Raw genomic sequence first — 26,834 nt, forward strand, 5'->3', positions numbered from 1 at the left:
ATCGCGGGGGGCCCGTTGCGTTCTCGGGGTGGTCCTCGTGGAGCGGCCCTACTCGCGCCCGACCGCCCGGCGCAGTTGGCGCTTGATCTCGTCCGGCAAGGACCCGATCGGCAGATCCGCCAGCCCCGACTCGATCGCCCACAGGAGGTTGAGGGTGGGGGCGTGCCCCGCTTCCTCGACCGCCAGGAAGGCCCGGGCGGCGCCGGCTCGCTCGAGGGCGGCTCGGTCGCCGATGCCCGCGTCCTGGAGCATGCGGCGAGAGGCCGGGCCCAGGTTGCGGACGGAAGTCAGGCTGGCCGGCTTCGAGCTCTTGCACCTGCGCGCGGGTTTGCGCGCAGCGGCGGCACGGGCCTCGGCCAGGGAGGACTCGATCCACGGCCTCGCGCGCTCGGGCGAGTCGAGCAGCTCCTCGGGCAGCTCGCGGTAGGCCATCGGCTTGCCCTGGCCCATGGGATCGAAGTGGGCCGCGTCCACCGCGTCGAAGCGCGTCCGGTTGCCGTCGCCCACGCGCAGGAAGACGGAGCCGTCGTGGATCACGCCGACGAAGACCTCGTCGACCCAGAGCCCGACGCCCCCGAACATGCGCTGCAGCCTCGGCCGGCCCACGGGCGCGAGCAGCTCCCGCGTCGCCAGCACGATCGGATCGTCGAGGGACATGCCCATGGCGGCCGATGGTAGTCCGGGGCCCCGCGCCCCGTGGCAGAATGCCCGGCTCCGCCGAGCGCGGCCCAGACTCCCCGGTCCCCCCAGCCCACGCCCCCCGTGTCCAACGCTGATTCCCCCAGCGGCGCCCACGCGTCGACCCACGCCCCCTCACCTGCTTGGCGCACCGCGCTCGGCGGCTTCCTGATGGGCCTCGCGAACCTGGTTCCCGGGGTCAGTGGGGGGACGATGATCCTCGCCCTGGGGCTCTACGATCGCTTCATCTCGTCGATCGCGGAGCTGACCACCCTGCGTTGGTCGAAGTCGCTGTTCGTCTTCATGGCGTTGATCGGCAGCGGCCTGTTGGTCGCCCTCTTGTCGATGTCGGGTCCGGCCGTGTGGCTCGTCTCCGAGCACCGCTGGATCGCCTACAGCATCTTCGTCGGGCTGACCCTGGGCGGCGTGCCCGAGCTGATCAAGCTCTGCGGCGGCCTGCGCCCCGGGGCGCTGATCGCCGGCGCGGTCGGGGTCGCGATCATGGTCGCCCTGGCGAATTCCAGCGCCAGCAGCGTCCCGCCGACCTGGATCAACCTGGTGTGGATCGGCGCACTGGCGGCGTCGAGCATGATCCTGCCGGGCATCTCGGGCTCGTACCTGCTGCTGATCTTCGGCCTGTACGAGACGGTGGTCGGCAGTCTGTCGCTGCTGAAGGAAGAGCCGGTCGAGGCGATCGGGATCCTGGTTCCGGTGGGCATCGGCGCGGCGATCGGGATCGCGGCCCTGTCGAACATCCTCAAGGTCGCCCTCGAGAAGCGGCCGGTGTCGTCGCACGGCCTGCTGCTCGGGCTCCTCGTCGGCTCGGTGGTGGGGCTGTGGCCCTTCCAGGAGGCGGTGCACCCCGACCTCGCGAACCGTCCGATCCGCAAGGGCATCGAGCTGGTCGTGCTGGAGGGCGCGGACGCGGCGCAGGTGAACGAGGAGCGCGGCCTGGGCTGGACCGACGAGGACGTGGCACGCGCGACCGCTGAGTACGGTGGCAAGACCAAGAACGAGCTGAAGGCGCTCTCGAACGAGCTGCGTAGGTTCGCGCCGTCGGGCGGGCAGATCGCCGGAGCGGTGGGACTGTTGGTGCTCGGCTTCGGGGCGACCTTGCTGCTCGGGCGAGGACGCCCCGGGGCCCGGTAGGCGTTCGTACGGTGCCAGGCACAAAACCGCCGCCTAACCAGGATGGCCCCAGCCGCCGAAGGCGGCTGGGGCCATCCTGGTTAGGCGGCGGTTTTGTGCCTGGCACCGTACGAACGCCTACCGGATCCCACGCCCCAAGGGACTACCCGGGTGTGGCCGAGCCGCGGTGTCGGATGAATCGACTCATCGCGAGCCCCCAAGCTCCGCCGCCCGCGAGCCAGATGGGCAGGCTGGCCGCGGCCAACAGCGGCAGGTCGTCCCAACCCCAGTCCATGGCGACGATCATCAACGGGCACCAGACGATCCAGACCGGGAGACCCCACCACAGCACGCCGCGCTTGATCCACGCCTGGCGCCTGGCCTGTGCCCCCTGACTCTCGGACTCGTGAAGGGTCTGATCCATGTCCTCGCTCCCGTCTCTAGCTGATCTTCGGGTCGTCGCCGACCTGGAAGTCGAGCGCGATCAGCTCCAGGTTCGTCTCGCCGCGGAAGGTATTCCAACGCGGCGTGTGCACCAGGTGCAGGGGTGCGCCGAGGACCAGCTCGTCGGCGCGGTGACCGGCGGAGAAGGCCATGGCTTTCAGGACGTGGGCGCCGCTGCGCACGCGCATCATGACGTGACGCCGATCGGCCCCGACCAGGCGCGGCTCTTCCGCCAGGCGCACGTTGCGCGAGAGCAGCACCGGCTTCTCGTTGGCGGCGCCGAAGGGTTCGAGTCGATCGAGCTGACGCATCAACGTCGGTGTCACGTCGCCGAAGGCGATCTCGGCGTCGATGGAGAGCTCCTGCTCGGGGTGCTCGGCGCCCTCCAAGATCGACTTGGCGCGCTCGCAGATCGCCGCGCGCGCCGCTTCGATGTCGACGGCGCGCACTTCACAGCCCGCGGCCTGCTCGTGGCCGCCGTAGCGGCCGAAGATGCCGTCGGCGCCGCGCATGGCGTCGAGCACGTTGAAGCCGGGCACCGAGCGCGCGCTGCCGCGGCCCTCGTCGCCGTTCAATCCGATTACCAGCGCCGGCCGGCCGTACTCCTCGGTCAGGCGCGCGGCGACGATCCCGACCACGCCCTGGTGCCAGCCCTGGTCGGCGAGCACGAGCACCGGCGGGTCGCCAGCGGCCATCAGGGCCTGGGCCTGCGTCCGAGCCTGCTCGAGCACCTCGCGCTCGATCGTGCGCCGGCGGGTATTCAGCTCGTCCAGCTCCGCCGCCAGGCGCCGCGCCGTCGGCACGTCGTCGGCCAAGAGCACCTCGACCGCGCGCTCGGCGCTGCCCAAACGGCCCGAGGCGTTGATCCGCGGACCGATCTGGAAGCCGACGTCCTCCGCGGTCAGAGGGCGCCCGTCGATGCCCGCCGCGGCGCACAGGGCGCGCAGGCCGGGGTTGGTCGAGGTCCGCAGCGCCTTCAGACCCCAGTGGGCGAAGACGCGGTTCTCGTCCACCAGCGGCACCACGTCGCAGACCGTCGCGATGGCCACGTAGGCCATGGCCTCGGTCAGGAATTGGCGCAGGTCCGGCCGCACCTTGTCGGTGCCGGAGATCTTCTTGGCCAGGCCCCAGGCCAGCTTGAACGCCACCGCGCCGCCGCACAGCTCGCGGAAGGGGTAGGTCGAGCCGTCGAGCTTGGGGTTCACGATCGCCGCCGCGTGGGGCAGGGCGCCGTAGACCGGGTGGGGCAGGGGCGGCTCGTGGTGGTCGGTGACCACCGTGTCGACCCCGGCCGCCGCCAGCTCGGCGATGGTCTCGAAGGCGCTGGTGCCGTTGTCGACGCTGACGCCCACGGTCGCGCCGGTCTCCCGGGCCCGCGCCACGCTGTGGGCGCCGAAGGAGTAGCCGTCGGTCAGGCGGTTGGGGATGTGCCAGCGCGCGTCGGCGCCCAGCATCCGGAACAACCGCATCAAGAGCGAGGTTCCGGTCACCCCGTCCACGTCGTAGTCCCCGTGGATCAGGATCGTCTCGCGGTCCACGATCGCCCGGTGCAGGCGGTCGCAGGCGGCCTCCATGCCCGGCATCAGGTCGGGCTCGTGCAGGCCCTGGGCGCTGCGGGCCAGGTGCGCCGGGGCGGTCTCGAGGGTCTGGCCCCGCAGGACCATCAGCCGCGCGAGCAGCTCGGGGAGCTGGTGCTCGACGGCCAGGGCGCGGGTCAGAGCGCCGTCGGCGGCACGCAGCTTCCAGGTGACTTTCGTTTCGGTGGGCGGCACCGGGCCAGTGTCCCGTCCGTCGCGCAGGGAAGCGAGGGCCGTGGGGCGCGAAGCGCCGCGGGCGCCCCGAATCGTGGCGCGGGGACGGGTTTGCGATCGATCGCGCCGACGGACGCGCAGCGGCGAGCGGCGAGGACGGCGCGACTTCCCGGCGCCCTGGGCCCGGATTGGCCGCCGGCCTGTCCGACTGACGACGCGGTCCCGTAACCTCCGTCGGAACCCTGGCCCGCCGAGCTTGATCGCGCGCTGTCAGGGCCTAGGAAACCGACCATGCTGACGACTCGACTGCTCGCCGCCCTGGCTCCGATCGCCCTGACCCTCGCCGCCTGCGTCAACCAATCCGACGGGACGTCGGGGGTCGCGATCGGCGGAACGGCCAGCGGGAACGCCGCCGGCGGGGTTTCCGAAGCGAGCCCCGGCGAGTCCGACGCGCCGACTCGGCCCGGCGAGTTCGTCAAGCCCTCCGACCAGGAGCTGCGCGAGCTGCTCACGGACGAGCAGTACCGCGTCACCCAGCAGAGTGGCACCGAGCGCGCGTTCAGCGGCGAGTACGACAAGTTCTGGGAGCCCGGGATCTACGTCGACGTGGTCAGCGGTGAGCCGCTGTTCAGCAGCCTCGACAAGTTCAACTCCGGCACCGGCTGGCCCTCCTTCACGCGGCCGATCGAGGCCGAGAGCGTGGTCGAGCTGGAGGACCGCGACGGGCGCTGGGTTCGGACTGAGATTCGCAGCGCCAAGGCGGACTCGCACCTCGGCCACGTCTTCCCCGACGGGCCCCGCGAGGCCGGCGGCATGCGCTACTGCATGAACTCGGCGGCCCTGCGCTTCGTCCCCCTGGACGAGCTCGGCAGGCGCGGCTACGACGAGTACCTGGGACGATTCGAGGCGGCGGGTCTGGTGCCCGCGGCGGATTCCGCGACCGATCAACAGGCGACGGGCGAGCAGGCGATGGGTGAACAGACCGAGAAGGCAATTATCGCGGGCGGCTGCTTCTGGGGCATGGAAGAGCTCCTGCGGAAGATCGACGGCGTGCTCGACACCGAGGTCGGCTACTGCGGCGGCTCCAACGCGGATGCCACCTACCGGAACCACCCCGGCCACGCGGAGGCCGTGCTGGTGACCTTCGACCCGTCGAAGATCAGCTTCGAGCGGCTGCTCACCGACTGGTTCTTCCGCATGCACGACCCCACGACCCTGGATCGCCAGGGCAACGACCGCGGTTCGAGCTACCGCAGCACGATCTTCTACTTCGACGCCGAACAGAAGCGCGTCGCCGAGGACGCGATCGCCGAGGTCGGAGCGTCGGGCAAGTGGAGCGACCCGATCGTCACCACGGTCGAGCCGGTCAAGAACTGGAGCGTGGCGGAGCCCGAGCACCAGGACTACCTGGCGTCGCGGCCCAACGGCTACACCTGCCACTTCCTGCGGCCTTGGGACGAGGGCGTCACGAACCAGCGCTGAACTCGCGGACGAGCCGGGAACGCCCTGACCGCACCCGCGGATGGACGCTCCTGGGGCGCGCTCCTCTGGCTATGGTGGACCAATGCCGAGCGCTGCCGACAACCCCTACCGGGCCTTGCCGTCCGTGGACGCCCTCGCGGCCGAGCCTGCCCTGGCGGATCTGGCCGGTGAGTTCGGCCCCGAGCTCGTCACGCGGCTGATCCAAGGTGCCGTCGACCGCATGCGTTCGCAGATCCGCGAGCGGGACCTCGATGGATCCGCCGTGCGCGCGCGGGTCGATGCGGGCGACTTGGTGCGCGACGTGCAGGCCGCCGTGGCCCGCGAGCGCCGCGCCGGCGTCGTGCCGATCGTCAACGCCACCGGGGTCGTGCTGAACACGGGGCTCGGACGGGCGCCGGTGCACCCCGAGGCGGCGGCGGCCATGGCGGCGGTGGCGGGCGGCTACTGCGTGCTCGAGGTCGACCGCGAGAGCGGCAAGCGCAACCGCCGCGACGATCGCGTGGGGGAGTTGGTCGGACGCCTGGTCGGTTGCGAGGCAGCGATCGCCGTCAACAACTGCGCCGCGGCGGTCTACCTGTCCCTACAGACCTTCGCCGGGGCGCGGGCGGCGGTGCTCAGCCGCGGTGAGCTGGTGGAGATCGGCGGCTCCTTCCGCATGCCGGATGTGATGTCGCGGGCGGGAGTCAGGCTCGTCGAGGTGGGCACCACGAATCGCACCCGCGGCGCCGACTTCGAGCGCGCCCTGGACACCGAGCCCGACGTCGCGGCCCTGCTCAAGGTCCACACCAGCAACTACCGCGTGGTGGGCTTCGTGGAGGAGGTCAGCCCGGCGCAACTGGCGCAGATCGGCGCCGCGCGCGGCGTGACGACGATCTACGACCTGGGCTCGGGCCGCCTCGACGCGCCGGGCACGGCCTCCCTCGATTTCCTGGGCGACGAGCCCGACGTGCGCGAGGCCGTGGCCAGCGGCGTCGACGTGGTCTTGTTCTCCGGCGACAAGCTCCTGGGCGCCCCCCAGGCCGGGATCCTGGCCGGCAAGGCCGAGGCCATCGGTGCCCTGCGCGCCAATCCGATCTACCGCGCCGTGCGCCTCGACAAGGTCGGCCTGGCGGGCCTCGAGAAGACCCTGGAGCTGCTACTCGCCGGGCGCGGCGACGAGTTGCCGGCGCGCGCCCTGCTGACCGCCAGCGCGGCGCAGATCGAGCCCCGCGCCCGGGCCCTGGCGGCGGAGCTTGCCGGGCTGCCCCAGCTCACCGCGGAGGTCGTGGGGGAGCTCTCCCAACCCGGTAGCGGCAGCGCGCCGGACGTCTTCCTGCCCACGTTCTGCATCCGCGTGGTCCATGAGCAGCACTCGGCCGAGGCCCTCAGCCGCGCCCTGCGCCGCGGCGAGCCGCCGGTCTTCGCCCGCGTCCACGACGATCGGGTGCTGCTCGACCCCCGCACCCTGTTGCCCGGCGACGACGCGCGCCTGGTGCAGGCCTTCGCGATCCTCACCGGAGCCTGAGCCGTCGCGGATCCCCGCGAGCCACGTACGCCGCCCACGGCAGGCAGTATGCTGCCGACCCTTCCCATGCAAACCGAACCGAACAAGCGACTGACCGACTACGCAGCCTGCGCCGGGTGAGCAGCCAAGATGCCCTTGGGGCGGCTCGCGCAGGTCTTGCGTAGCGTCAATCGTCCGGGTGACGCCCGGTTGCTGGTCGGGCCTGACACGCTCGATGACGCTGGCGTCGTGCGCATTCCGAACGCGGATCCGACCGCGCCGGCCCTTGTGCAAACGGTCGACTTCTTCCCGCCGGTCGTCGACGACCCGTACTACTACGGCGCCGTCGCAGCGGCGAACGCCCTGTCCGACGTTTACGCCATGGGCGGCCAGCCCCTCTGCGCCCTGACCATCGCCGGGTTCCCCAAGGACTTCGACGAAGGGACCATCGGCGAGATCATGCGCGGCGGCTTCGAGAAGGTCGCCGAGGCGGGCGCGGTCGTCGCCGGGGGCCACACGGTCGAGAGCGACGTGCAGTTCGGCTTCGCGGTGACCGGCCTGGTCGATCCCGCGGCCGTGACCGCCAACACCGGCGCCGCAGCGGGCGACCGCGTCTACCTGACCAAGCCCGTGGGCATGGGCACCATGACCACCGCGGCCAAGCGCCAGGTCATCGACTGGCCCACGATGCTGCCTGCCGCGGTGCAGATGGCAACCCTCAACGCCGCCGCCGCCCAGGCCATGGTGTCTGCCGGCGCGCGCGCCGCGACCGATGTGACCGGCTTCGGCCTGATGGGCCACGGCCGCAACCTGGCCCGCGGCAGTGGCGCGACCCTGCGCCTTTGGCCCGCGTCGATCCCGGTCTTCCCGGGCGCCCTCGAGTTGGCCCGCCAGGGCATCGCCTCGGGCGGCTCCAAGCGGGGTCAGTCGACCCTGGCAGACGAGGTCTCCGTGGGCGCTGACGTGGACCCGGCCCTGGTCACGATCTGCTTCGACTCCGAGACCTCAGGCGGCCTGTTGATCGCGATCGCTCCCGAGCGCGCCGCGGACCTGGAGCGGGAGCTCGCAGCGCGCGGCGTCCCGGTGGTCGAGGTCGGCGAGTTCGTGGCCAGCACCGGGCGCCTGGTCGAGCTGGGCTGAGCGAGGCGGGGTAGCGGTGCCGAGCCGCGCCGAGCCGCGCCGATCGGCGCCGGTCGCGGTACGTCGCGCGTCCTCGCACCCTGCGCCGCGGCGTGCCGGCGCAAGTGCGCGCCGGCTGCGAGCTCGGGCGGCAGGGCTGCCAGGACCGCAGGGCTGCGTAGCCGCACGGCCGCGCCGATCACACCGCCGCGCAACCCGCACGGCCGCATGGACCGATCAGTGCCTCAGATCGGGCGGCAGAGCAGGGTGCAGAGGTCGGCCGGCACGTTGGCCGCGGTGATCGGCTCCAGTCCGTGGCCGCGTCCGTCCTCGCCGGGACCCACGCGCAGGGTCTCGTAGCCGGCCTTCCACAGGGGGCGCAGGGCCTCCACCGGGGCGTGACCGCGCGACAGGATCATGGGCGGGTGGAAGGCGAGCTGGATCACCGGGCGGACCTTGGACAGCAGTCCGGCCATGCCTGAGATGCCGGCCACCTCGTGGCCCTCGATGTCCATCTTGATCAGCTTCGGAGCGAGGCCCTTGGCCTGGCAGTAGTCGTCCAGGGACACGGCCGCGCGGGAGTTGCTGTCGGCGAAGTTGGTGAAGCTCACCGCTTCCCCGCCGGAGCCGATCGCGGCGCGCTCGACGGTCACGTTGTCGAGGCGGTTGTTCTTGGCGTGGCGCTCGATCTCGTCGGCGAAGTCCTCGAGGATCTCGAAGGCGACCACACGGCGCCCGGGGTTGTCGGCGGCGGCCAGCAGGCCGTAGTAGCCGATGTGCCCGCCGACGTCGAAGAACGTGTCGACGCCGGGCAACTGACTGCGGAACAGGCTGGTCTCCTCCGGCTCGTAGTCGAGTCGGCCGTCCGTCGAGTTGTGGAGCACGAAGTTGGCCGTCTCCCAGGTATCGGCGCGCAGCTTGACCGCGCGGCCGCTGGTCTCGATCTCCACCTCCCGGGGGCTCTCGCGGATCACCCGGCGGCGGGTGACCGTGTGGCTGTAGAGCCGCCGCATCGGGCCCACCAGGCCCGGGGCGGCGTCGTTCAGGAGTTCGAACAGGGTGCGGGCGGTCTGCTGCATGGTCGAGCCGGGGTGGTGCCGGGAGGGTGGGGCCTGCTCCTGGTTCGGCAGGCCGCCGCCCTCCCTGAGGGACCATCTCCCGCTCCGGGAGCCCGGGGTTCCGAGATCGAGACCCCGGGCGCCGCCGGGCGAGCTACTGGACCGTCACGGCGACCGAGTCGCTCCAGGTCCCGTCGAAGACACCGTCGGCGTCGTTGTCCACGTAGAAGTGGATCGTGTAGGTGCCCGCGGGCAGCACCGCGCCGTTCAGCACGCCCACGCCGGCGAAGTCGATCAGGGGGAACTGCAGCAACAGCTGGGGCGCGAAGGACGGAACCCAGGTCAAGGTCGGCAGCAGCCAGAAGTTGCCGAAGGGTGTCTCGGCCAGGACCCACCAGTCGGCGTTCTGACCGAAGAGGCTGCCCGCGTCGAGGCCCAGGGTCACGTTCAGGGGCGTGCCCGCCGGAACGGTCAGGGCCACGTCCGAGCCGTTGATCTTCACGTCCGGCTGGGGCACCGCGAAGGCGTAGTCGTGGACGAAGACGTCATAGAACCCGTTGAAGTCGTCGGTGACCAGATTGGTGGCAGAGGAGTCGTACGTGACGAACTTGCCGTCGGCCGAGATCTCGGGGTCGTAGCTGTGGTTGTTGGCCAGCACCGCGGTGGAAGAGACGGTCACCTGCTCGACCTCACCGGTGACCCGATCGAGGACGAAGACGTCCAGGTAGTTGGGACCCGCGGGCGGGCCGATCAGGTTGCTGGCCCAGGAGTGGAAGGCGACGTAGCGCCCGTCGTCCGAGAGCGACGCCGTGGTGCTCCGGCCGTTCGCCGCGGAACCGTCGTAGCCCTGACTGACCCTGGTCGTCTGACCTGTCACACGATCGCGCAGGAACACGTCGGGGAGGATGTTGGTGTCGCCGGGCACCAGGCTAGACGAGTACGAGTCGAAGGCCACGTAGCGGCCGTCGGCGGAGACGGTCGGATCCCAACAGTCGGAGTTCGCCTGCAGGCCGAAGGTGCTGATGCTGATCAGCTCGGTCGCCCCCGTCTGACGGTCGTACAGGAAGATGTCCTGCCAACCGTTGTTGTCGCCGGGAACGATGTTCGACGCATGGCAGGCGTAGACCACGTAGCGGCCGTTGGCCGAGACCGTGGGCTGGCGTGAGTCGCTGTTCGGGTTGACGCCGCCGACACCCTTCGTGACCAGCTCCGTCACGCCGGTGGTCATGTCGCGGGCGAAGACGGCCCACTGCACCGGGTCCTGGAGGGTCAGGTCGCTGGCGTGCGACAGGAAGACGACGACGTTGCCGTCGGCGGAGATGTCCGGCTCGTAGCTGTCCCAGTCGCCGACGGTGCCGTCGAGCGCGGCGCTGACCAGAGCCGTCGTGCCGGTGAGGCGGTCGTAGCGCACGATGTCGCGCCGGTTGTTGTCATCGCCGGGGATGATGTCGGTGGCGTAGGTCGCGTAGACGATGTAGCGGCCGTTGTCGGAGATCGCGGCCTCTTCGCAGCTCTTGTCCGGGTTGCCCCCGCCCGAGTCGCGGCTGACGACCTTGGTCGAGCCGGTCAAGCGGTCGTGGAGGTAGACGTCGAGGTAGAACTGTCCCGGCGTCGTGTCGCTCGGGTCGAGGTTGGCATTGGTCTGGAAGGCGACGTAGCGCCCATCGCCGGAGATCGACGGATGGTTGCTGGAGCCGGCGCCTTCGAGCCCGGAGCTGTCGACGCTGACGCGCGTGGTCTGGCCCTGGGAGATGGCGATGCCGGCCGAGAGGGCGACGGCGAGGGGCAGGCGGAGATACTGGAGACGGTGTGTGTTCATCGGGTCGGGGCCCTCCCTCGGGCCGTGGGTGTTCGCCCCCATATCCGCAGCCGCGCGCGCCCGTGGCACGGAATCTCGATCGAATCACGCCGCCGTGGCCCTCGGCTCGCTCGCGGAGCCCGCGCGCCCTGTGGCTCGGCCGCCGGCCCGGCCGTAGGCTCTGCGCCCATGCGCGAGGCCTCCGAGCTCGAGAGCGATGCCCCGCTCTTCATCCCGGGTCCGCCCTGGATCCTGGGCCACCGCGGCAGCCCGCGGGAGGCGCCCGAGAACACCACCGTGTCCCTGCGCCGCGCCCTGATCCACGGCCTGGACGGGTTCGAGTACGACGTCCACGGGACCATCGACGGGGAGCCGGTGTTGATCCACGACGACACCGTCACCCGCACCACCGACGGTCGCGGCGCGGTGGGGGACAAGCCCCTGACCGAGCTGTTGCAGCTCGACGCCGGCGGCTGGTTCCATAAGCGCTTCGCCGGCGAGCCCCTGCCCCTGCTCGAGGAGGTGCTGCCCCTCGAGCGGCCGGGGGATAGCGCGCTGGACCCGCCGATCCACATGATCGAGCTGAAGGAATCTGGCCTGGTCGATCGCGTGGCCCAGTTGGTCGAGGCCTTCGCCCGCGACCGCTCGATCCGCATCGCCTCCTTCCACCGCTCGGTGGTGTTGGCCGCCCGCGACGCGGGGCTGCCGACCATGCTCCTGGCCCACCGGCCCGACGAGGACGACCTGGGCTTCGTGCGCCGCGAGCGCATCGACGCCCACGGCCTCGAGGCGGGGGGCTGGGCCTGGCCCGGGGGCGATCGGACCTGGCCCTGCGAGCGCTGGGAGTGGAGCGTCGACGACCCCGGCGACCTCCTCGCCGCCTGCCGACGCCCGCTGTTCGGCTTCAACACCAACGAGGCCCGCCGCGCCCTGGCCGTGCGCGCCCTGTGCCACCTCACGCCCGACGACGAGGGCGGCTACCCCCTGGCCGTGCCCGAGCTCGAGATCCTGCCCGGCGATCCCTTCGCCCCGGCGGGGGAGTGGGCCGGGCGCTGGACCCTGGTGGCGTCGATCCGCAACCCCTTCCCCCACGCGGTCGACGTCGAGCTGGGCTTCGCCGGCCGCAATGGCGCCTTCGAGGTGGCCGCCGAGCCGAGCGCCATGACCCTGGCCGCAGGCGAGGCCCGTCCGATCGAGCTGCGCCTGGTCGGCGGCTCCTTCTCGCCCGGCGCGGATCCCCTGCTGTTCGCGCGCTTCGCGTGGAAGGCCGGTCCGGGGCGGTCGGCGGGGGCGCTCTTGCTCGACGCGCCCCTGACCCGGCTGCGGCGGGTCGTGCTGCGCGACCACTCGACGCGCCTGGACTGCCTGCGCGAGTCTCCGCGAGCCCGGGCCGCGTCCCTGTCCATGCGCCGCAGTGGGCGCTGGCTGATGCTCGCGATCGAAGACGCCGGCGGCCTAGCCGAGGCTCAGGTCGTGGCGCACCTGGACGGGCGCACCCATTTCGGCGCGCGCAGCCTGCGCCTGCCGCTCCCGGACGACTTCGACCACCGTCGCGGCGGCGTGTCCTTCAGCGCGGGGCTCGTGGGCCACGGGGAGGGATCCACCGATCCGCTCTACCGCCGCTGGGCCGGGGGTCTGCCCGCGGACCTCTTGTCGGGCTCGCCGGGGCGCCTCCTGCCGGCGGTCTGAAGCGGCGTCCCGGAGCGGCTTCCGCGGCGAGATGGAACAGGGCCGCGCCACGACGCTTGCCGGAGGCACCCCCGCGGGCGATCCTCCAGGCCCATGCGCGTCCCCGTCCGATCCCTGCTCGTCTCGAGCCTGGCCGCGCTGCCGCTCTGCGGGTGCGGCGTGGGCGGGGACGGGAGCCCTGGGCACGGGGTGCTTCTGATCGCGGTGGAGTCCCTGCGCGCCGATCACCTGTCGAGCTACGGCTACGACCGGCAGACCACGCCGGGGCTCGACGAGCTCGCGGCCGGCGGGGTCCTGTTCGAGCGCGCCCTGGCGGCCTCGCCCCTGCGCCTGCCCTCCCACGCGGCGCTGCTGACCGGTTCGGACCCGAACCTGTCCCGCCGCATGGTGCCCCAGTGGCGCGAGGCGACCCTGGACCAGGCCTGGAACATCCCGCGCGAGGTGCCGCGCCTGGCGGTCGAGTTGGCCGTGGCCGGCTACCGCACGGCGGCGTTCGTGGACGATCCCGAGCTGGCCGGCGGCTTCGGCTTCGACGCGGGCTTCCACACCTACGTGCACGGCTGGGAGGCCGACGATCCCCAGGCGCGCGGCATCGACAGCCAGTCCTTCCGCCTGCGTCAGTGGCTGCGCGGGGTGGACCGCGACGAGGACTGGTTCAGCTTCGTGCACCTGGCCGATCTGGAGCGCATCTGGATCGAGCCGGACGCCATGCGCGACACCTACTTCGAGCCGCGTCCGGAGCTCGACATGATCCCGCCGGTGGGGGGCAGCGACCCCTGCCTGTTCGCGATCCCGCCGTCCCGTTGGCTCGGCGGGTCGTTCACCCTCGGCCAGCAGGAGGCGCGCTACGACGGCTCCCTACGCAGCCTCGACGAGAACCTCGCCCGGCTCCTGCGCGACCTGGACGCCGACGGTCGCCTGGAGAACACGACGATCTGCATCGTGGGTAGCTACGGCGTGCAGTTCGGCGAGGCCGGGATGCTGCTGGACCACGGCCGGCTGTCCGCGGCCGACCTGCATGTGCCTTGGATCCTGAAGCCGGCCGCCGATCGCGCCCTGGCGGGCGGCGTGCGCGTGGACTCCGTCGCCAGCCTGTGTGACGTGGCGCCGACGCTGCTCGAGCTGTGCGGCGTTCCGATCCCGCCGCGGATGCTGGGGCTCAGCCAACTCGCCGTCGCGCGCGGCGAGGCCGAGGCGCCGCCACGCGAGTACGCCTTCGCCTCCTGCGCCATCCAGGGGGGCTACGCCGTCTTCGAGCACGACTGGGCCCTGGAGGTCGTCTTCCCGACCGAGGCCTCCGAGCGCCTGGTCGAAGCCTGGTACGGATTCACCCCCGAGCAACCGGGCGAGGTCCTCGAGCTGCACTACCGCTGGTTCGACGATCCCTACCCCGCGCTCTACGGAACACCGCCGCGCACGACCGCGCGCGCCCGCCTGCGCCGCGCAGGGAGCAGTTGGATCGGACACGTGGAGAACCTGCGCTCGGAGGTCCAGGTGGCGACGCCTTTCTTCCTGCCCGAGGCGCCGGAGGACGCGCCTTGAAGGACGGCGTGCGGCCGCTTCGCGTTCTGTTGGCCACCCTGCGCTACCCGCCCCACGTGGCCGGCGGGTACGAGCAGTTGGCCCAGGACGTGGCCGAGGGCCTGCGCGCCCGGGGTCACCGGGTGGATGTCCTGTGCGGCAACAGCGCCGATCTGGCCGGGATCGAGGGTTGTCATCCGCGGCTCGCCCCCGCGATCGACACGGACGAGAACCTGTTCGAGCTCGGCTATCGCAGCGGCAACCTCGAACGGCTCAAGCTGCACTTCCATCGCCCGGCCAATGCCGAGGCGACCCGGCGCGTGATCCAGGCCGTCCGACCGGACGTGTTCCTGTACCTCAACCTGGCGCTGGTCTCGCTCGCACCGCTCCTGGCCGCCAAGCGCGCCGGACTGCCGCGGGTCGGCATCGTCTGTGACCTGTGGCCGGGCAACCACTGGCTGCGCGACTGGCGCGAGCGCGGCGGCAAGACCGGGCGGTTGCGTCTCTTGGAGCTGGCCTGGCGCCTGTGGTCGCGCCACGTGGGTTGGGGGCGTGTGCTGACGCCCAGCGACGCCATGCGCGGGGCCCTCGCGGCCGAGGGACTGGACCCGGCCATCGTGGAGCGCCTGCCCACCGGCATCACCCCCGCGATCGAGGAGCGCGCCTTCGCCCATTCGATCGCCGTGCGCCGGCAGGGCGAGCCCCTGCGGATCGCGTCTACGTCCATGCTGTGGGAGGGCAAGGGCGTGCACGTGCTGCTCGAAGCGGCAGCGCTCGCCGTGGAGCAGGGCGTCGACCTGCAACTGCGCCTGGCCGGCGGCGGCGAGGGCGAGTACCTCCAACGCCTGCGCCGCCTCGCCGGAGTGCCGGCCCTCGGGGGTCGGGTCGAGTTCCTCGGCCTGCTGCCCCAGACCGAGCTCGACGGACTGCTGCGAACCAGCCACGTGTTCGCCTTCCCCAGCCTGTGGCACGAGCCCTACGCGCGCGGGCCCATGGAGGCCATGGCCTTCGGTCTGGCCCTGGTCGCCACCGACGCGGGCGGCACCCCCGAGCAGTTCGAGCACGACGCGAGCGGGCTCCTGGTGCCGGCGGGCGACCCCCGCGCCATGGCCGACGCCTTCGTGCGCCTGGACCGCGACGAACTCCTGCGCGAGCGCCTGGCAGCGGATGCCCGCGTCCACGCGCGCACCCACTTCTCGATCGATCGCTTCCTCGAAGGGCTGGAGGCGATCCTGGTCGAGAGCGCCGACGGGATCGGGGGGGCGAAGCGATGAGGATCCTCGTCGTCTCCAACGGCTTCCCGCCGCGCGGTCGCTGGGGCACCGAGTTCTACACGGCGCAAATGGTCGCCGGCCTGCGCGAGCGCGGGCACGAGGTCGCCGTGCTGCACCCCGATCGCTCGGGCTCGTCGCCGCGCTACACCGTCGAAGAGGTCAAGGGCGAGGGCGACGTGGACGTGTTCCTGCTCCACAACACGGGCGATCCGGGCAAGGCCTTCGACGATTCCTATTCGAACCGGCAAGTCGATCGCGTCTTTGGCGAGGTGATCGAGCGCTGGCAGCCCGAGCTGGTGCACTTCACCTACCTGCTCTGGGGTCTGTCGATCGGGATGCCCGAGGTCGCGCGCGCGCGCGGCCTGTCGACGGTGCTGACCACCACGGACTACGGCCTGTTGTGCCACCGCGGGCAGATGTTCGATTGGCACTACCGTCGCTGCGGTGGACCGCACCCGGCCGAGGTCTGCGCGCGCTGCGTGCGGGAGTTCTCGCGCGACGACGCTCCGCCGGTGGAACGCGCCCTGCGCCGCGCCCTGGTGGCCGGCTTGGCGGCGATGGGGGGCCTGGGCATGGTCGTCACCACCGCCGACCTGGAGCAGCGCGCCGCGCGGGTGGCCGAGGCCCTGGCCGCCGTCGACCACGTGATCCTGCCCACGCGCGTCCTGGGCGAGGCCTTCGCCCGCTCCGGCGTGCCGGCCGATCGCATGACCGACCTGGTCTACGGGATCGATGACCGCCCCTACCACGCCGCGCGCACGGCGCCGCCCGCGGAGCCAGTGGTCTTCGGCTACCTGGGGCAGTTCACGCCGCACAAGGGTCTCGACGTGTTGGTGGAGGCCGTCCACATCCTGCAGCACCGCCTGCCCGAGTCCGTCGAGCCGTGGTTCGTGCGCCTGTACGGTTCGGCCGCGGGTGGCCGCCACACGCGCTACGCGCCACGCGTGCTGGGCAAGCTCTCGCCGCGCATGGTGACCATGAAGGCCTTCTCGCCGGAGCAGGCGCCGACCGTTCTGGCGGAGCTGCACGCGCTGATCATGCCGTCCCTGTGGGACGAGAACGCGCCGCTGACCTGCCTGCAGGCGCGGGCCGCGGGGATTCCGATGTTGGCCAGCGACGTGCGCGGCATCTCCGAGGTCATCGAGCACGGGGAGCACGGGCTGCTGTTCCCGCCGGGCGACGCCGCCGCCCTGGCCGACGCGATGCGCGAGGTCATCCTCGGCCGCCTGGGCCGCCACCCGAACCCGTCCCTGCCGGTCGGACTCGACGAGCACCTGGACGTGCTCGAAGGGATCTACGACCGCGTCGCCCACTGATTCCCGCGCGCGCCGACGCGCCGCTCCGAGCCCCACTCCCAGATGCCCGCCGACACCTTCCAGTACGCCCGCGGCCGCGGCCTGAACATCGGACTGATCGCCATGGGCTGGCCGCCCGACGTGGGCGGCGTGCCCAGCCACACCGCCGACCTGGCGCGCGAGTTCATCGCGCGCGGTCACCAGGTCTACGTGCTGTGCCTCGACACGCGCGGCGAGCTCGAGCCCCTGTCGACCTTCGACAGCGACGTGGACGGCGTCGAGGTGCGGCGCGTGGCCTACGCCTACGGCGACCACGCGAAGCTCGCCGACCTGATGGTCCACGACGGCCTGCGCAACGTGATCCTGGGTTGGATGGCGGAGACGCCCTGCGATCTGATCCACGTGCACCACGTGACGGGCTTCGGCGCCAGCGCCCTGCACGCGGTGCACGACGTGGGCCAGCCCCTGGCCCTGACCCTGCACGACTACTGGCTGCTCGACCCTCGCGGGCAACTCTTCGGCAGCGACGGCCACGCGCGCGACGCGAACGACCTCGAGGGACTGACCGCGGACATCGCGTCGAGTTGGAAACACCTGTTGCCGTCGGGGGGCGGCGCGGCCGTCGGACCCCTCGGCGAAACCCTGACCGACGACCTGGCGGCCGTGCGTGCCCACCGCGAGTACGCCCTGGGGGCTCTGGCGCTGCCGGGCCTGTTGGTCGCTCCCTCGGAGGCGGCGCGGGCGGTGTACGAGTCGGCAGGAGTGCAGAAGGGGCGCATTCGCGTGGTGGAGAACGGAGTCGAGGCCGAGGACCTGGCCGCGGAGGTCGCCCGCCTGCGCGCGGCCGCGCCGCCGCGTCCGGCCGACGAGCCCCTGCGACTGGGATTGTTCGGCACGACCCTGCCCAGCAAGGGGGCCGCCGAGCTGGCCGAGGCCTTCGTCGAGGCGGACCTACCCAACCTGCGGCTGGTGATCGCCGGCAACCGGCCGAGCTTCCACGGGGACAACTCCTACGTGGAGCGGCTCGAGGCCCTGGCCGCCGCGCACGACTCGATCGAGCTGCGACCGGAGTACGCGCGCAGCGAACTCGCCGCGCTCTTGGCCGAGGTGGACGGTGTGGCCGCACCGTCGCGCTGGGAAGAGGTCTACGGACTGACGGTGCGCGAGGCGCGCGCCGCCGGTCTGCCGGTGCTCGTCAGCGACCGCGGCGCCCTGCCGGCGGTGGCCGAAGGGGGGCGCGCGGGGCTGGTGGTGCCAGCTGACGATCGCGCTGCTTGGGTCGATGCCCTGCGCCGGTTCGCCGCGGACGACGCCGCGCGCGCCACTTGGGGGTCACACGAGTCGAGCCTGCGCACGGCGTCGCAGATGGCGGCCGAACTCGAGGGCCTGTACCTCGACCTGGTGGAGGAGTCGACCGGCATCCGGCCGGACCTACGCCGCTCGGAGCCGGACGGGGGCGACGCGGAGCCCGCAGCGCCGAGCGCACCGGAGCAGCCCGCCAAGCGCGGCTTCCTGGGGCGTCTCTTCGGTCGCTGACGGCTACTCGTTGTCGGCGGGGGTCTCGAGCTCGAGTTCCCCGTCGCCCGACGGCCGCTCGCCCGAGATGGAGAAGTCGTCGGCCTCGCGGAAGCCGCGCAGGTTGGACTCCTTGGCGGCCGCGGCTTGGGCCGCCTCGGCCTCGTCCCAGGCCTGCTTGCCGGAGTAGACCGTCCACAACAGCCAACCCAGGCCGGCGATCAGGACGGCGTCGATGATCAGCAGGCGGCGGCGCCAGGTGGTGTCCATCACCTTGGGACCGTCGTGGGCGCTCGTGGAGGACATCGTGGGGGAGTGGGGGTCAGTCACGGGAGTTCTTGTAGCGGGTGGTCCGACCGGGCTCACCCCGCCGGCTGGGAAGTTTCGGGCCCGGTCCCCGCGGCGATGCGTCGCCACTGGGCCACCAGGTCGTGGGCCAACTCCGGCCATCGAAAGCGCCGCTCGGCCTCGATGCGACCGGCGCGGGCCAGGCTCGCGGCCTTGGACGGATCTGCCAAGGTCTCGACCAGGGCCGCGGCGATGGCCGCCGGCGTGTCCGCCAGGCGCAGGTGCCGGCCGTCCACGAGCTCCAGGCCCTCGGCTCCGACGCGGGTGCTGACCACCGGAGTCTCCATGGCCAGGGCCTCGGTGATCTTGAGTCGCGTGCCGCCGCCCACGCGCAGGGGCACGGCCAGGGCAGAGGCCCGCGCCAGGTGCGGGCGCACGTCGTCCACCGGCCCGACGATCTCGATGTCCGGCGCCGCCAGGGCCAAGACGTCGGGGTGCGGCGCGCGGCCGACCACCTCGAGCCGCGCAGCGGGGCGCGCAGCGCGCACCGCGGGCCAGACCTCGCGCACGAACCAGACCAGGCCGTCCACGTTGGGCGCGTAGGAGAGCGAGCCCAGGAACAGCACGCGGTCCGTCGCCCGCGGTCCGGCCAGGGGCGCGAAGTACGCCGGATCGAAGCCGTTGGGCACGATGCTGACGTCGAGTCCGTCGTGGCGCGCGAGAAGTTGGTGGCGGTCCTCGTCGCTACACACCAGGTGGTGCCGGAAGCGCCGCGCCGCCGCCCGCTCGAGCTGGGCGACCTTGGCCAGGTCGAAGCGCGCCATCAGGCCGCCGTCCGTGGCGGTCGAGCGTTGGAAGTCCAGGTCCAGCTTCGGATGGTGCAGGAGGGTGCGCGTGCGGTGTCGCCGGGGCAGGGCCCGCGCCAGGGGTAGCTCGTCGAGCTGAATCAGGTCGTAGGCTCCGGACTGGTCGGCCTCGCGCACGCGCCGCACCAGCTCGGCCGAGTGGAACCAACGCTCGATCTTGGGTCGCGCCGCCTGGCCGGGTACGCCGACCCGCGCGCGCGGGACGATCTCGAAGTTCGCGAAACGACCCGTCAGGGCCGCGCGGGCGCCCGCGTGGTCGACCTCTTCGTCCACCGCGAGCAGGTCGACCTCGACCTCCGTGGCTGCGTGGACGTAGAGCTGGTAGGAGCGGATGCGCCCGCCGGAGTCCTGGGGCCAGGGGACGAAGGGGGAGGCGATCAGGACTCTCACGGGTCGCGCCGGCTCCCTTCGTGCGCGTCCGCGGGCGGCGCCGACGGCATGGCGGCGAGGTCACCGGGGCGCACGCCCATGTGCTCGTCGCCGATGTCGTGGTTGCCCGGATCGGCGACGTTGCTGGCCAACAGGCGCCAGCCGTCGGCCGAATCTTCCAGGGCCACCGCGCGGCCCTTGTCGACGCGCAGGGCGAAGGAGCGCGCCGGCGGCAGGCCGAGGGCGCAGCCGGTCAGGACTCGGATCACGTTGTAGTGCGCGGCGATCACCAGCACGCCGTCCCCGACCTCGGCCAGGGCGCCGAGCACCAGGGGCCAGGCCCGCTCGGCCACGTGCCCGTCGCCCTCGCCGCCGTGGCCGTCGAAGTGCCACGGATCGGCGTAGAAAGCGCTCACCTCGGCGGCGCGGTCGCGGTGCAGGTCACCCACGTCCAGGGAGTGCCAGCGGCCTCGATTCACCTCGCGCAGGCGCGGGTCGAGGCGCAGGGGACAGGCGGCCTCGCGGGCGGCCCGCTCCGCCAGGTGGCGGGCGCGGCTCAGATCGGAGCTCAAGATCAGGCGCGGCCCCAGGCGTGCGACCGAACTCGCGAGCTCCGCGCTGCGCCGCTCGCCCTCGGTGGACAGGGGCACGTCCTGGTCGCCGCCGTAGGAGCGTCCGACCCAGTCCGCGTGAACCTCGGCGTGGCGCACCAACCACAGGCGAGCGCCGCGCGCAAGGCCGGGTCGAGGCCCAGCGAGGTGGGGCGGCGGGGGGAGCGGGGAGGACATCGGGGCAGGAGGGTAACCCCTCGGGCCCGATGCCGATCCGGTCGGGCGACCCACCCGCGCCGACAAGGCGAGGCCGGACTCGCCTTTGGCCCCGCGCGGCCTCGGCTTGCAGATCGCGGACGCACGGGGCACGATCCCGGCCGGCGCTCGCGCGCGTCCGCCTTCGAGAATCCCCACTGCCCCCCCGAGACAGATGCCCAAGATCACCTTCGAGCCCACCGGCATGTCCTACGACGTCGCCGCCGGCACCAGCTACCTCGAGTTCTGCCAGGACAACGAGGTTCCCCACGACTTCGGTTGCACGGTCGGGAGCTGCGGCACCTGCCGTTGCGTCGTCGCCGCCGCACCCGGCGCCGTGAACGAGATCAGCGACGACGAACGCGACACGGTCGAGATGGCCACGGACTTCGACGGCGCCCGCCTGGGCTGCCAGCTCGTGATCAAGGGCGACGTCAGCATCCGCCCCGTCGACTGAGAGCGGGGGGGGGGCACCGGGCTCACTGCTCGGGCCCACGGCTGGGCCGTGCTCGAGCCCGGGATGTGTTCCAGCCCGGGCCGTGCTCGAGCCCGGGCTTCATCCGTTGATTCCATCCCTCGAAATTCCATGGTCCGCGTCGGTGTCCTGTTGTCCGGTTGTGGCGTCTACGACGGCGCCGAGATCCACGAGTCCGTCCTGACCTTGCTGGCCCTCGAGCGGGCCGGAGTCGAGGTGGTCTGCATGGCCCCGGACATCGACCAACGGCACGTGATCGATCACCAGACCGGTGATCCTGCGCCCGAGACCCGCAACGTGCGGGTGGAGTCCGCGCGCATCGCCCGCGGGCCGGTGCGCGACGTGGCGGAGGTCGGCGCCGACGAGCTCGACGCCCTGGTTCTGCCCGGCGGTTTCGGCGCGGCCAAGAACCTGTGCAGCTTCGCGGTGGACGGCGCCGACTCGGTCGTCGATCCCGGCGTGGCGCGGTTGATGGGCGCCATGCTGGACGCCGGGAAGCCCCAGGCGGTGGCCTGCATCGCGCCGGCGGTCATGGCGACCGTGGTTCGCGATCGCGGCGAGAGTGTCGAGTTGACGATCGGCAACGAGCCCGGTGCGATCGCGGCCCTCGAGGCCATGGGCGTGCGCCACGTGACCTGCGACGTGCGCTCGGTCCACGTGGACCGCGAGCGGCGGGTGGTCAGCACCCCCGCTTACATGTTGGCGGCCAACGTCTGCGAGGCGGCCGACGGGATCGAAGCCATGGTCCGCGAGCTGCTCGCGCTGGTTGGAGCCGATGCCCGCACTCGCTGAGCGACCGGGGCGCGGCGGCGCGCGCGCGCTGCTGGCGAGCGTGACGTTGGGGGCGTCGCTCGGCCTGTGGGGCTGCGTGACGCCCGTCTGGCTCGTACCCGTGGACACGGTCTACGCCGACGAGGAGCTGGTGGAGGTCGAGTCCCTGACCAACGAGAACAAGACCTTCGCCCGGCACACCGCCCACATCTACGCCGTGGACGACCAGGTCTTGCCGGAGTTCGCCGACGCGGTCGTGATCGAGCCGGGCGAGCGGGAGTTGCGCGTGTCGGTCCGGCCCTGGCCGCGGACGGGAGCGGGGCTCCAACGCTTGAGCGCCCGGTTCGAGCCTGGCGAGCGCTACTGCCTCAAGGTGCGCGCCTCGGACCACGGCAACTCCACCGTGGTCGACGTGGTGCGGCGCGAGGGCGGGGAGCGCGTGGCCACGTCGGAGCTCCATCTGTCCGAGCTGGAGTCGGATCTGCCCGCCGCCGCGGCCCTGCCGGACGCCAGAGTCGTCGGCTACGGCGAGATGAGAGCGACCGGAGTCCTGCGCCGGTGGGTGACCGCCGAGGACGGGCGCGGCGTGCGCCTGCGGCTGCAGACCACGGCGCTCGAGGGTGCGCGCGCGCAGGATCGGATCGGGCCCGCGTGGCTCCTGGCGGGCGAGCTCGCTTGCTATGGCTTCGAGTTCGACATCGACGATCCGCGGACCCGCGTTCGCGAGAGCGGAGTCTGGTCGGCGGAGACCACGGTCGTGGACGGCAAGCGCAGCTTCGAGGTGTGGATCGCGAGCAACGGCCGCGACGTGGTCGTGGCAGAGGTGCCGAGCGGGCCGACCGCGCCCTTGCTGTTGGCGGAGCTGACCGGTCCGCAGATCGAGCGCCTCGCGCGGGCCGGGGCCGCGCGATGAGGCTCTCGGTCCTGGTCGCCTGCTTGGCCTCGACCTCGTGCGTCGCATTCGGGGGCAGTCTGGACGACGTGCTCGAGCCCGAGCGCCCCGCACTGGCGGGGGAGATCGTGGAGGGGCGCTACTTCGGTCCCGGGGGCGCCTGGTCCGTGACCTTGCCCCATCCGCCCCTGCTCGCCGCGTACGGTTCGATCGACGAGTACGACGCTTGGGCCGTTCCGATCACCGTGGAGGTCCCGGCCGAGGCCCCGATCCAGGCCGTGCGCTTCGCCCCGGTGACCAGGTTCACGTTCGAGACGGAGTTCTTCGTCGAGGTGGCCTGGTTGCCGCGCGCGGGCGGACCCACGTCCGATTTCGCGAGCTTCGAGGCGGCCGCCGTCTCGGGCTTCGAACAGGCCGCCGCGCGTCAGCCGGGGGGGCCGGCGCAGCTCTTGGTGCACGCACCCCTCGAACTGCCGGGCGGCCGGGGCTCGCGCTGGATCTACCAGCTCCATCGCGAGGGTTGGATCCTGCCGTACCTGCCCAGGGAGCGGTCCTTCTTCGTGATCCGGGACCTGGTCGAGTTCGAGCAGGGCTTCGCGGCCTGCATGGGCGTCGTCAACCTCGTGGACCTGGCGGGGCTGGAGTCCCGCGAGGACCTCGACGAGCTGCTGCCCACGGCGCTGGCGCGCTACGGCCCGACCCTCGACGCGGTCACCGCCAGCTTCCGGGTCCACCCCCAGCCCGCCGGTCCAACCGACTGAGTGCTGCTCGGGTAGGCGTTCGTACGGTGCCAGGCACAAGACCGCCTACCCCACCGCAAAACCTGCTCACGCTCCCGGCCGATCCGACCGATCGGACCTTGAGACGCCGAACACTCGCCTCCCATGCATCGCCTCTCCACCGTTCTCCCCGTGGCCTTCAGCGGCGCACCCGGTGCCTACAGCGAAGAGGCCGCCCTGCGGCACTTCGGGCCCGGCGCGCCGACCCTGACCTGCCCGACCGCCGCCGACGCCATCCTCGCGGTGGACGATGGAAGAGCGGGCCATGCGGTGGTGGCGGTCGAGAACTCGATCACCGGCCCCTTCGCGGGGGTCGCCGAGGCGCTCATGGACTGCAAGGTCTTCGCGGTGGGGGAGGTCATGCTGCCGATCCGCCACTGCCTCCTGGGCGCGCCGGGGGCGCGGCTGGACGAGATCGCCGTGGTGACCTCGCACCAGATCGCCCTCTCCCAGTGCCGTGACTTCCTCGCCCGCTGGGGCGTCGCCACACGCACCTCGCCGGACACCGCCGACGCCGCCCGCGAGCTCGAGCGGACGAGCGACGCCGCCTTGGCGGTGATCGGCAGCCGGGCCCTGGCGGACCTCTACGGGTTGCAGGTGCTGGCCGAGGGCGTCGCCGACCACGCGGACAACACCAACCGCTTCATGGTCATCGCCGCCAAGCCGACCTCGCCCGACGGCGCGCGGCGGACCGCCGCCCTGATCGGTCCCGGCGTCGCCCCCCGGTCCCTCAAGACCCTGCGGATCCAGCTCGAGGCCCACGGCGCCAGCCGCGTGCGCGCCCCCTTCCTGGGCTCCAGCGACGGCTCGCGCTACCTGGTCGAGTTCGATCATCGCGCCGGCTACGGCCCGGAGCTGGTCGAGCGGGCCTGCGCGCGCCTGCCGCACCGCTACCTGGGCTCCTGGGACCCCGAGAGCTGATCGAGCGCAGTCCGTCGGCGAGTCCGAGGCTCGCTCGAATACGACTTCGTTTCAATACCTAGCATCTCCAGGGAAAGTGGGCCCCAGCGGCGCGCCAGTTCGGCGAACCGTTCCTGGGGAGAGAAGGAGGCGGGCGCAAGCAACCTTTCCAGGGTCGCAATCTCAGCCCGCCAGCCACTCTCGAAGATGCTCAGCCTCCCCCTGGCGATTCTCGCCCTGACCCAGTCCGGACCTCCGCCCCAACCCGGGAACGGTGTCGCCTTCTTCGTCGACACTTTTGGTGCTACGCCCAACGATGACTCCGACGACGATGCCATCGCCATCCGGCAGGCGATCGATGCTGCGTCGTCGACCGATGACGACGTGATCGTCGTCTTCTCGGACGGCGTGTATCACTTGAAGTCGGCTGCACCCTCCGGCGGGACTTGCGGTGCCCACGCGCAAGCGTTCGAGATTGGATCTGGATTCGATCCGGCCTACGTCGCCGACTCCTTCCACTTCTCGGGCAACGGTGCCGAGTTCGTCATGGTGGACGGACCGGACTTCTGCGTGGAAGGTCTCGGGCAGAAGTCCATGGCCGACCTCAGCTTCATCCAGGTTCGAGTAGCCGAGAACTTCAAGGCGTCCGACTTCAGCCTGGACTATCTGGATTCCGCCGGCGATCCCGTGACCTCCACCATGGCGACGATCATCGCGGAGGCGAACAACGTGTTGGTTCCAGGCAGCAATCCACCCAAGTACGTCAGCACGACTGACGTGCAGATCCTGGCCGGGTACGGGCCGCCGGAGGTCGGCAGCTTCAGCAACTACTCGTTCAACGTGGTCATCGACCCGGCAACGCTCAGCGTCAAGCCGAGCTGCGGAAATCGCAGTGTCGGGCTGATCGAGACGATCGATGCACCGACCGGGCAGTACAGGCTCTACCACCAGAACATGGATCCAGGGTTCGACCAGGCAGCCGTCGGTGACCTGATCAAGATCCCTAGGCCCCAGATCGGAACTCAGGTTGCGATCAGGGTCGTACGCTCGACGGGAGTCGTGATCGAGGACGTCACCGTCCACTCCGCGCCGTTCTTCGCACTGCACTTCATCGGCACCACGGATACGGTCGTGGAGGGAGTGAGCATCGTTCCCGGCCCGACCCCTGCGCTGGCGACGATCCCCCGTCTGTTCTCCGCCAACAGGGACGGCATCCACTTCCAGAGCCCTCGTGGCGTCGTCGAAGTAGTGAATTGCGAGATCACGCACACGGGTGACGACGCGATCGCGATTCACGGCGCCGGGCTGATAGTCGACGGCATTGGCGCAGATCCCCACGATCTGATCGTCGATACCCAAGTGCTCGGTGGCGGCGCGGGGCCGATGGTCGGCGATAGTCTGCGCGCGTTCTTCGACTCGCCGACGCCTGGCGGGGACACGTACACCGACCTGACCGTCACGGCGTCGGCCTACCTCTCGGGTTCCACGTTCGCGATCTCGACTGCTCCAGCCCTGAGCTGGGGCGTCGGCACGTGGATGGAGAACTTCGATGCCATGGGTGTGGGCTACTTGGTAAGTGGCAACACCTGTTCCGAGATCGCAGGTCGCGGAACCATGATCCACTCGGGACCAGGGACGATCTTCGGAAACTCGATCGACCATACGGTCGGGACCGGGATCGCCGTTCACTCGGCGATCTACAACACCACTACCGACGCTCCGATTGCCGGTGTACCTCGCGGCGTCACGATCGACGGCAACTACGTCACCCACGCCGCCCTGCGCGAGGGACCAGAGGACTTCTACCGCGGTGCTATCTCGGTCTATCACACCACCACCAAGAAGCAGCCGCAGAACTGGACCTCAGCCGATCTGATCCAGAACGCGGTCATCACCGGCAACGTGATGCGGAGTACGCACGGCCCGGACCTGCTGATCTCGAACACCACGACTGCGACGGTGGTCGGCAATACGTTCCTGCTCTCGAACGTCCAGCCGCTCGGTGTGACGGATTCGTTCCGGATGGCGAACCTGGCGAGCCTGGTTGATCTCGAATGGGTGGACCAGATCCATTTCTCGGGCAACCATGTCCACGCATGGGGCAATCCCGGGGGCACGATCGTGGCCGAACGCAACACGTCGAGCGTGAGCCCGTCGCCCGCGAGTGGCGGATTCACGATCCACTGATCAAGGGGCTCGGAACTGAGAGCGAGGGGGGGGGCGGATCAGCCGCCCCCCCAGAAGAACTCGCACCCGGACGAGGGGAGCGCTTCGAGGCGACGGGGCCGACCCGAGCCGGGTCGTCAGGGGGCGACCGTCGGCGAAGAGGTGGTGCGCCCTGCGCAGGGGTCGTGGGCGTCCAACCGCCGGCCCGGGGAGGTCTGGGAGCGCCGAGCCGAAGTCCGCGTCGGACCGGCGGCTGACGGGGTTGCGACCGCTCGTGACCGAGCCTG

General features: G+C 71.6%; 23 protein-coding genes. 15 read left to right on the plus strand and 8 right to left on the minus strand.

Annotated features, from left to right (window positions below):
• Positions 1 to 48: 48 nt before the first annotated feature.
• Entirely contained in the window at positions 49 to 663 is a 615-nt protein-coding gene (locus Pla133_RS08920) for a TfoX/Sxy family protein (RefSeq protein ID WP_145064568.1), read from the minus strand.
• Between the two features lie 99 nt (positions 664 to 762).
• Between Pla133_RS08920 and Pla133_RS08925 the strand changes: the two genes are divergently transcribed.
• Positions 763 to 1,827 (plus strand): DUF368 domain-containing protein, encoded by a 1,065-nt coding sequence (locus tag Pla133_RS08925; RefSeq protein ID WP_145064569.1) that lies wholly within the window; start codon positions 763 to 765, stop codon positions 1,825 to 1,827.
• A 142-nt stretch (positions 1,828 to 1,969) separates the two neighbouring features.
• On the opposite strand, the gene Pla133_RS08930 is transcribed toward Pla133_RS08925, so the two are convergent.
• Together Pla133_RS08930 and recJ are read right to left on the minus strand one after the other, a co-directional pair.
• Complete coding sequence (locus Pla133_RS08930; protein WP_145064570.1) at positions 1,970 to 2,230, minus strand: hypothetical protein; 261 nt, start codon at positions 2,228 to 2,230, stop codon at positions 1,970 to 1,972.
• A 16-nt stretch (positions 2,231 to 2,246) separates the two neighbouring features.
• Positions 2,247 to 4,022, minus strand: coding sequence for a single-stranded-DNA-specific exonuclease RecJ (gene recJ / locus Pla133_RS08935; RefSeq protein ID WP_145064571.1), 1,776 nt, complete (start codon positions 4,020 to 4,022; stop codon positions 2,247 to 2,249).
• A 270-nt stretch (positions 4,023 to 4,292) separates the two neighbouring features.
• On the opposite strand from recJ, the gene Pla133_RS08940 reads away from it, so the two are divergent.
• From Pla133_RS08940 to selD, 3 genes are all read left to right on the plus strand, one after another.
• The gene (locus Pla133_RS08940; RefSeq protein ID WP_145064572.1) at positions 4,293 to 5,483 is read left to right on the plus strand and encodes a bifunctional methionine sulfoxide reductase B/A protein; all 1,191 of its coding nucleotides are present in this window, start codon (positions 4,293 to 4,295) and stop codon (positions 5,481 to 5,483) included.
• Positions 5,484 to 5,565: 82 nt separating this feature from the next.
• Complete coding sequence (gene selA, locus Pla133_RS08945) at positions 5,566 to 6,987, plus strand: L-seryl-tRNA(Sec) selenium transferase (RefSeq protein ID WP_419192272.1); 1,422 nt, start codon at positions 5,566 to 5,568, stop codon at positions 6,985 to 6,987.
• Between the two features lie 129 nt (positions 6,988 to 7,116).
• Entirely contained in the window at positions 7,117 to 8,106 is a 990-nt protein-coding gene (gene selD, locus Pla133_RS08950) for a selenide, water dikinase SelD (protein ID WP_145064574.1), read from the plus strand.
• A gap of 224 nt (positions 8,107 to 8,330) precedes the next feature.
• On the opposite strand, the gene Pla133_RS08955 is transcribed toward selD, so the two are convergent.
• Together Pla133_RS08955 and Pla133_RS08960 are read right to left on the minus strand one after the other, a co-directional pair.
• Positions 8,331 to 9,164 (minus strand): FkbM family methyltransferase, encoded by an 834-nt coding sequence (locus Pla133_RS08955; protein ID WP_145064575.1) that lies wholly within the window; start codon positions 9,162 to 9,164, stop codon positions 8,331 to 8,333.
• Positions 9,165 to 9,297: 133 nt separating this feature from the next.
• A complete protein-coding gene (locus Pla133_RS08960) occupies positions 9,298 to 10,962 on the minus strand; it encodes a TolB family protein (protein ID WP_145064576.1) in 1,665 nt (554 codons plus the stop codon).
• Positions 10,963 to 11,130: 168 nt separating this feature from the next.
• On the opposite strand from Pla133_RS08960, the gene Pla133_RS08965 reads away from it, so the two are divergent.
• From Pla133_RS08965 to Pla133_RS08985, 5 genes are all read left to right on the plus strand, one after another.
• Complete coding sequence (locus tag Pla133_RS08965) at positions 11,131 to 12,630, plus strand: glycerophosphodiester phosphodiesterase (protein WP_145064577.1); 1,500 nt, start codon at positions 11,131 to 11,133, stop codon at positions 12,628 to 12,630.
• A 93-nt stretch (positions 12,631 to 12,723) separates the two neighbouring features.
• A complete protein-coding gene (locus Pla133_RS08970) occupies positions 12,724 to 14,172 on the plus strand; it encodes a sulfatase (RefSeq protein WP_145064578.1) in 1,449 nt (482 codons plus the stop codon).
• Complete coding sequence (locus Pla133_RS08975; protein WP_419192273.1) at positions 14,169 to 15,425, plus strand: glycosyltransferase family 4 protein; 1,257 nt, start codon at positions 14,169 to 14,171, stop codon at positions 15,423 to 15,425. Before Pla133_RS08970 ends, Pla133_RS08975 begins: the two co-directional genes overlap by 4 nt.
• Entirely contained in the window at positions 15,422 to 16,741 is a 1,320-nt protein-coding gene (locus Pla133_RS08980) for a glycosyltransferase (RefSeq protein ID WP_145064580.1), read from the plus strand. Before Pla133_RS08975 ends, Pla133_RS08980 begins: the two co-directional genes overlap by 4 nt.
• Before the next feature lie 42 nt (positions 16,742 to 16,783).
• Complete coding sequence (locus tag Pla133_RS08985; protein ID WP_145064581.1) at positions 16,784 to 18,256, plus strand: glycosyltransferase; 1,473 nt, start codon at positions 16,784 to 16,786, stop codon at positions 18,254 to 18,256.
• A 3-nt stretch (positions 18,257 to 18,259) separates the two neighbouring features.
• Here Pla133_RS08985 and Pla133_RS08990 read toward each other — a convergent pair whose 3' ends face one another.
• The 3 genes from Pla133_RS08990 to Pla133_RS09000 are packed head-to-tail and all read right to left on the minus strand — an operon-like array spanning position 18,260 to position 20,546.
• A complete protein-coding gene (locus Pla133_RS08990; protein ID WP_145064582.1) occupies positions 18,260 to 18,541 on the minus strand; it encodes a hypothetical protein in 282 nt (93 codons plus the stop codon).
• Between the two features lie 56 nt (positions 18,542 to 18,597).
• Positions 18,598 to 19,779: a glycosyltransferase family 4 protein gene (locus Pla133_RS08995; protein WP_145064583.1), complete on the minus strand. Its 1,182-nt coding sequence runs from the start codon at positions 19,777 to 19,779 to the stop codon at positions 18,598 to 18,600.
• Complete coding sequence (locus Pla133_RS09000; protein WP_419192274.1) at positions 19,776 to 20,546, minus strand: histidine phosphatase family protein; 771 nt, start codon at positions 20,544 to 20,546, stop codon at positions 19,776 to 19,778. The genes Pla133_RS08995 and Pla133_RS09000 overlap by 4 nt, the downstream gene beginning before the upstream one ends.
• 193 nt (positions 20,547 to 20,739) lie before the next feature.
• Between Pla133_RS09000 and Pla133_RS09005 the strand changes: the two genes are divergently transcribed.
• The 6 genes from Pla133_RS09005 (at position 20,740) to Pla133_RS09030 (ending at position 26,568) form a co-directional block, all read left to right on the plus strand.
• Entirely contained in the window at positions 20,740 to 21,021 is a 282-nt protein-coding gene (locus Pla133_RS09005; RefSeq protein ID WP_145064585.1) for a 2Fe-2S iron-sulfur cluster-binding protein, read from the plus strand.
• Positions 21,022 to 21,150: 129 nt separating this feature from the next.
• Entirely contained in the window at positions 21,151 to 21,831 is a 681-nt protein-coding gene (gene elbB, locus Pla133_RS09010) for an isoprenoid biosynthesis glyoxalase ElbB (RefSeq protein ID WP_145064586.1), read from the plus strand.
• A complete protein-coding gene (locus tag Pla133_RS09015) occupies positions 21,815 to 22,723 on the plus strand; it encodes a hypothetical protein (protein WP_145064587.1) in 909 nt (302 codons plus the stop codon). The genes elbB and Pla133_RS09015 overlap by 17 nt, the downstream gene beginning before the upstream one ends.
• Positions 22,720 to 23,463 carry a hypothetical protein gene (locus Pla133_RS09020; RefSeq protein WP_145064588.1) on the plus strand — a complete coding sequence of 248 codons (744 nt, stop codon included), beginning with the start codon at positions 22,720 to 22,722 and terminating at the stop codon, positions 23,461 to 23,463. Before Pla133_RS09015 ends, Pla133_RS09020 begins: the two co-directional genes overlap by 4 nt.
• Before the next feature lie 123 nt (positions 23,464 to 23,586).
• Positions 23,587 to 24,402, plus strand: a complete 816-nt coding sequence (locus Pla133_RS09025) for a prephenate dehydratase (RefSeq protein WP_145064589.1) — start codon at positions 23,587 to 23,589, stop codon at positions 24,400 to 24,402.
• A gap of 186 nt (positions 24,403 to 24,588) precedes the next feature.
• The gene (locus tag Pla133_RS09030; RefSeq protein ID WP_145064590.1) at positions 24,589 to 26,568 is read left to right on the plus strand and encodes a glycoside hydrolase family protein; all 1,980 of its coding nucleotides are present in this window, start codon (positions 24,589 to 24,591) and stop codon (positions 26,566 to 26,568) included.
• Positions 26,569 to 26,834: the final 266 nt, after the last annotated feature.

The organism is Engelhardtia mirabilis (assembly GCF_007748095.1).
Classification (GTDB): domain Bacteria; phylum Planctomycetota; class UBA1135; order UBA1135.

What these genes read in the sequence shown, in the direction of transcription:
- Pla133_RS08920 (WP_145064568.1), bottom strand. Translation starts at nt 663, where the DNA reads ATGGGCATGTCCCTCGACGATCCGATCGTGCTGGCGACGCGGGAGCTG.
- Pla133_RS08930 (WP_145064570.1), bottom strand. Translation starts at nt 2,230, where the DNA reads ATGGATCAGACCCTTCACGAGTCCGAGAGTCAGGGGGCACAGGCCAGG.
- Pla133_RS08940 (WP_145064572.1), top strand. Translation starts at nt 4,293, where the DNA reads ATGCTGACGACTCGACTGCTCGCCGCCCTGGCTCCGATCGCCCTGACC.
- selA (WP_419192272.1), top strand. Translation starts at nt 5,566, where the DNA reads ATGCCGAGCGCTGCCGACAACCCCTACCGGGCCTTGCCGTCCGTGGAC.
- selD (WP_145064574.1), top strand. Translation starts at nt 7,117, where the DNA reads ATGCCCTTGGGGCGGCTCGCGCAGGTCTTGCGTAGCGTCAATCGTCCG.
- Pla133_RS08955 (WP_145064575.1), bottom strand. Translation starts at nt 9,164, where the DNA reads ATGCAGCAGACCGCCCGCACCCTGTTCGAACTCCTGAACGACGCCGCC.
- Pla133_RS08960 (WP_145064576.1), bottom strand. Translation starts at nt 10,962, where the DNA reads ATGAACACACACCGTCTCCAGTATCTCCGCCTGCCCCTCGCCGTCGCC.
- Pla133_RS08965 (WP_145064577.1), top strand. Translation starts at nt 11,131, where the DNA reads ATGCGCGAGGCCTCCGAGCTCGAGAGCGATGCCCCGCTCTTCATCCCG.
- Pla133_RS08970 (WP_145064578.1), top strand. Translation starts at nt 12,724, where the DNA reads ATGCGCGTCCCCGTCCGATCCCTGCTCGTCTCGAGCCTGGCCGCGCTG.
- Pla133_RS08980 (WP_145064580.1), top strand. Translation starts at nt 15,422, where the DNA reads ATGAGGATCCTCGTCGTCTCCAACGGCTTCCCGCCGCGCGGTCGCTGG.
- Pla133_RS08985 (WP_145064581.1), top strand. Translation starts at nt 16,784, where the DNA reads ATGCCCGCCGACACCTTCCAGTACGCCCGCGGCCGCGGCCTGAACATC.
- Pla133_RS08990 (WP_145064582.1), bottom strand. Translation starts at nt 18,541, where the DNA reads ATGTCCTCCACGAGCGCCCACGACGGTCCCAAGGTGATGGACACCACC.
- Pla133_RS09000 (WP_419192274.1), bottom strand. Translation starts at nt 20,546, where the DNA reads ATGTCCTCCCCGCTCCCCCCGCCGCCCCACCTCGCTGGGCCTCGACCC.
- Pla133_RS09005 (WP_145064585.1), top strand. Translation starts at nt 20,740, where the DNA reads ATGCCCAAGATCACCTTCGAGCCCACCGGCATGTCCTACGACGTCGCC.
- elbB (WP_145064586.1), top strand. Translation starts at nt 21,151, where the DNA reads ATGGTCCGCGTCGGTGTCCTGTTGTCCGGTTGTGGCGTCTACGACGGC.
- Pla133_RS09015 (WP_145064587.1), top strand. Translation starts at nt 21,815, where the DNA reads ATGCCCGCACTCGCTGAGCGACCGGGGCGCGGCGGCGCGCGCGCGCTG.
- Pla133_RS09020 (WP_145064588.1), top strand. Translation starts at nt 22,720, where the DNA reads ATGAGGCTCTCGGTCCTGGTCGCCTGCTTGGCCTCGACCTCGTGCGTC.
- Pla133_RS09025 (WP_145064589.1), top strand. Translation starts at nt 23,587, where the DNA reads ATGCATCGCCTCTCCACCGTTCTCCCCGTGGCCTTCAGCGGCGCACCC.
- Pla133_RS09030 (WP_145064590.1), top strand. Translation starts at nt 24,589, where the DNA reads ATGCTCAGCCTCCCCCTGGCGATTCTCGCCCTGACCCAGTCCGGACCT.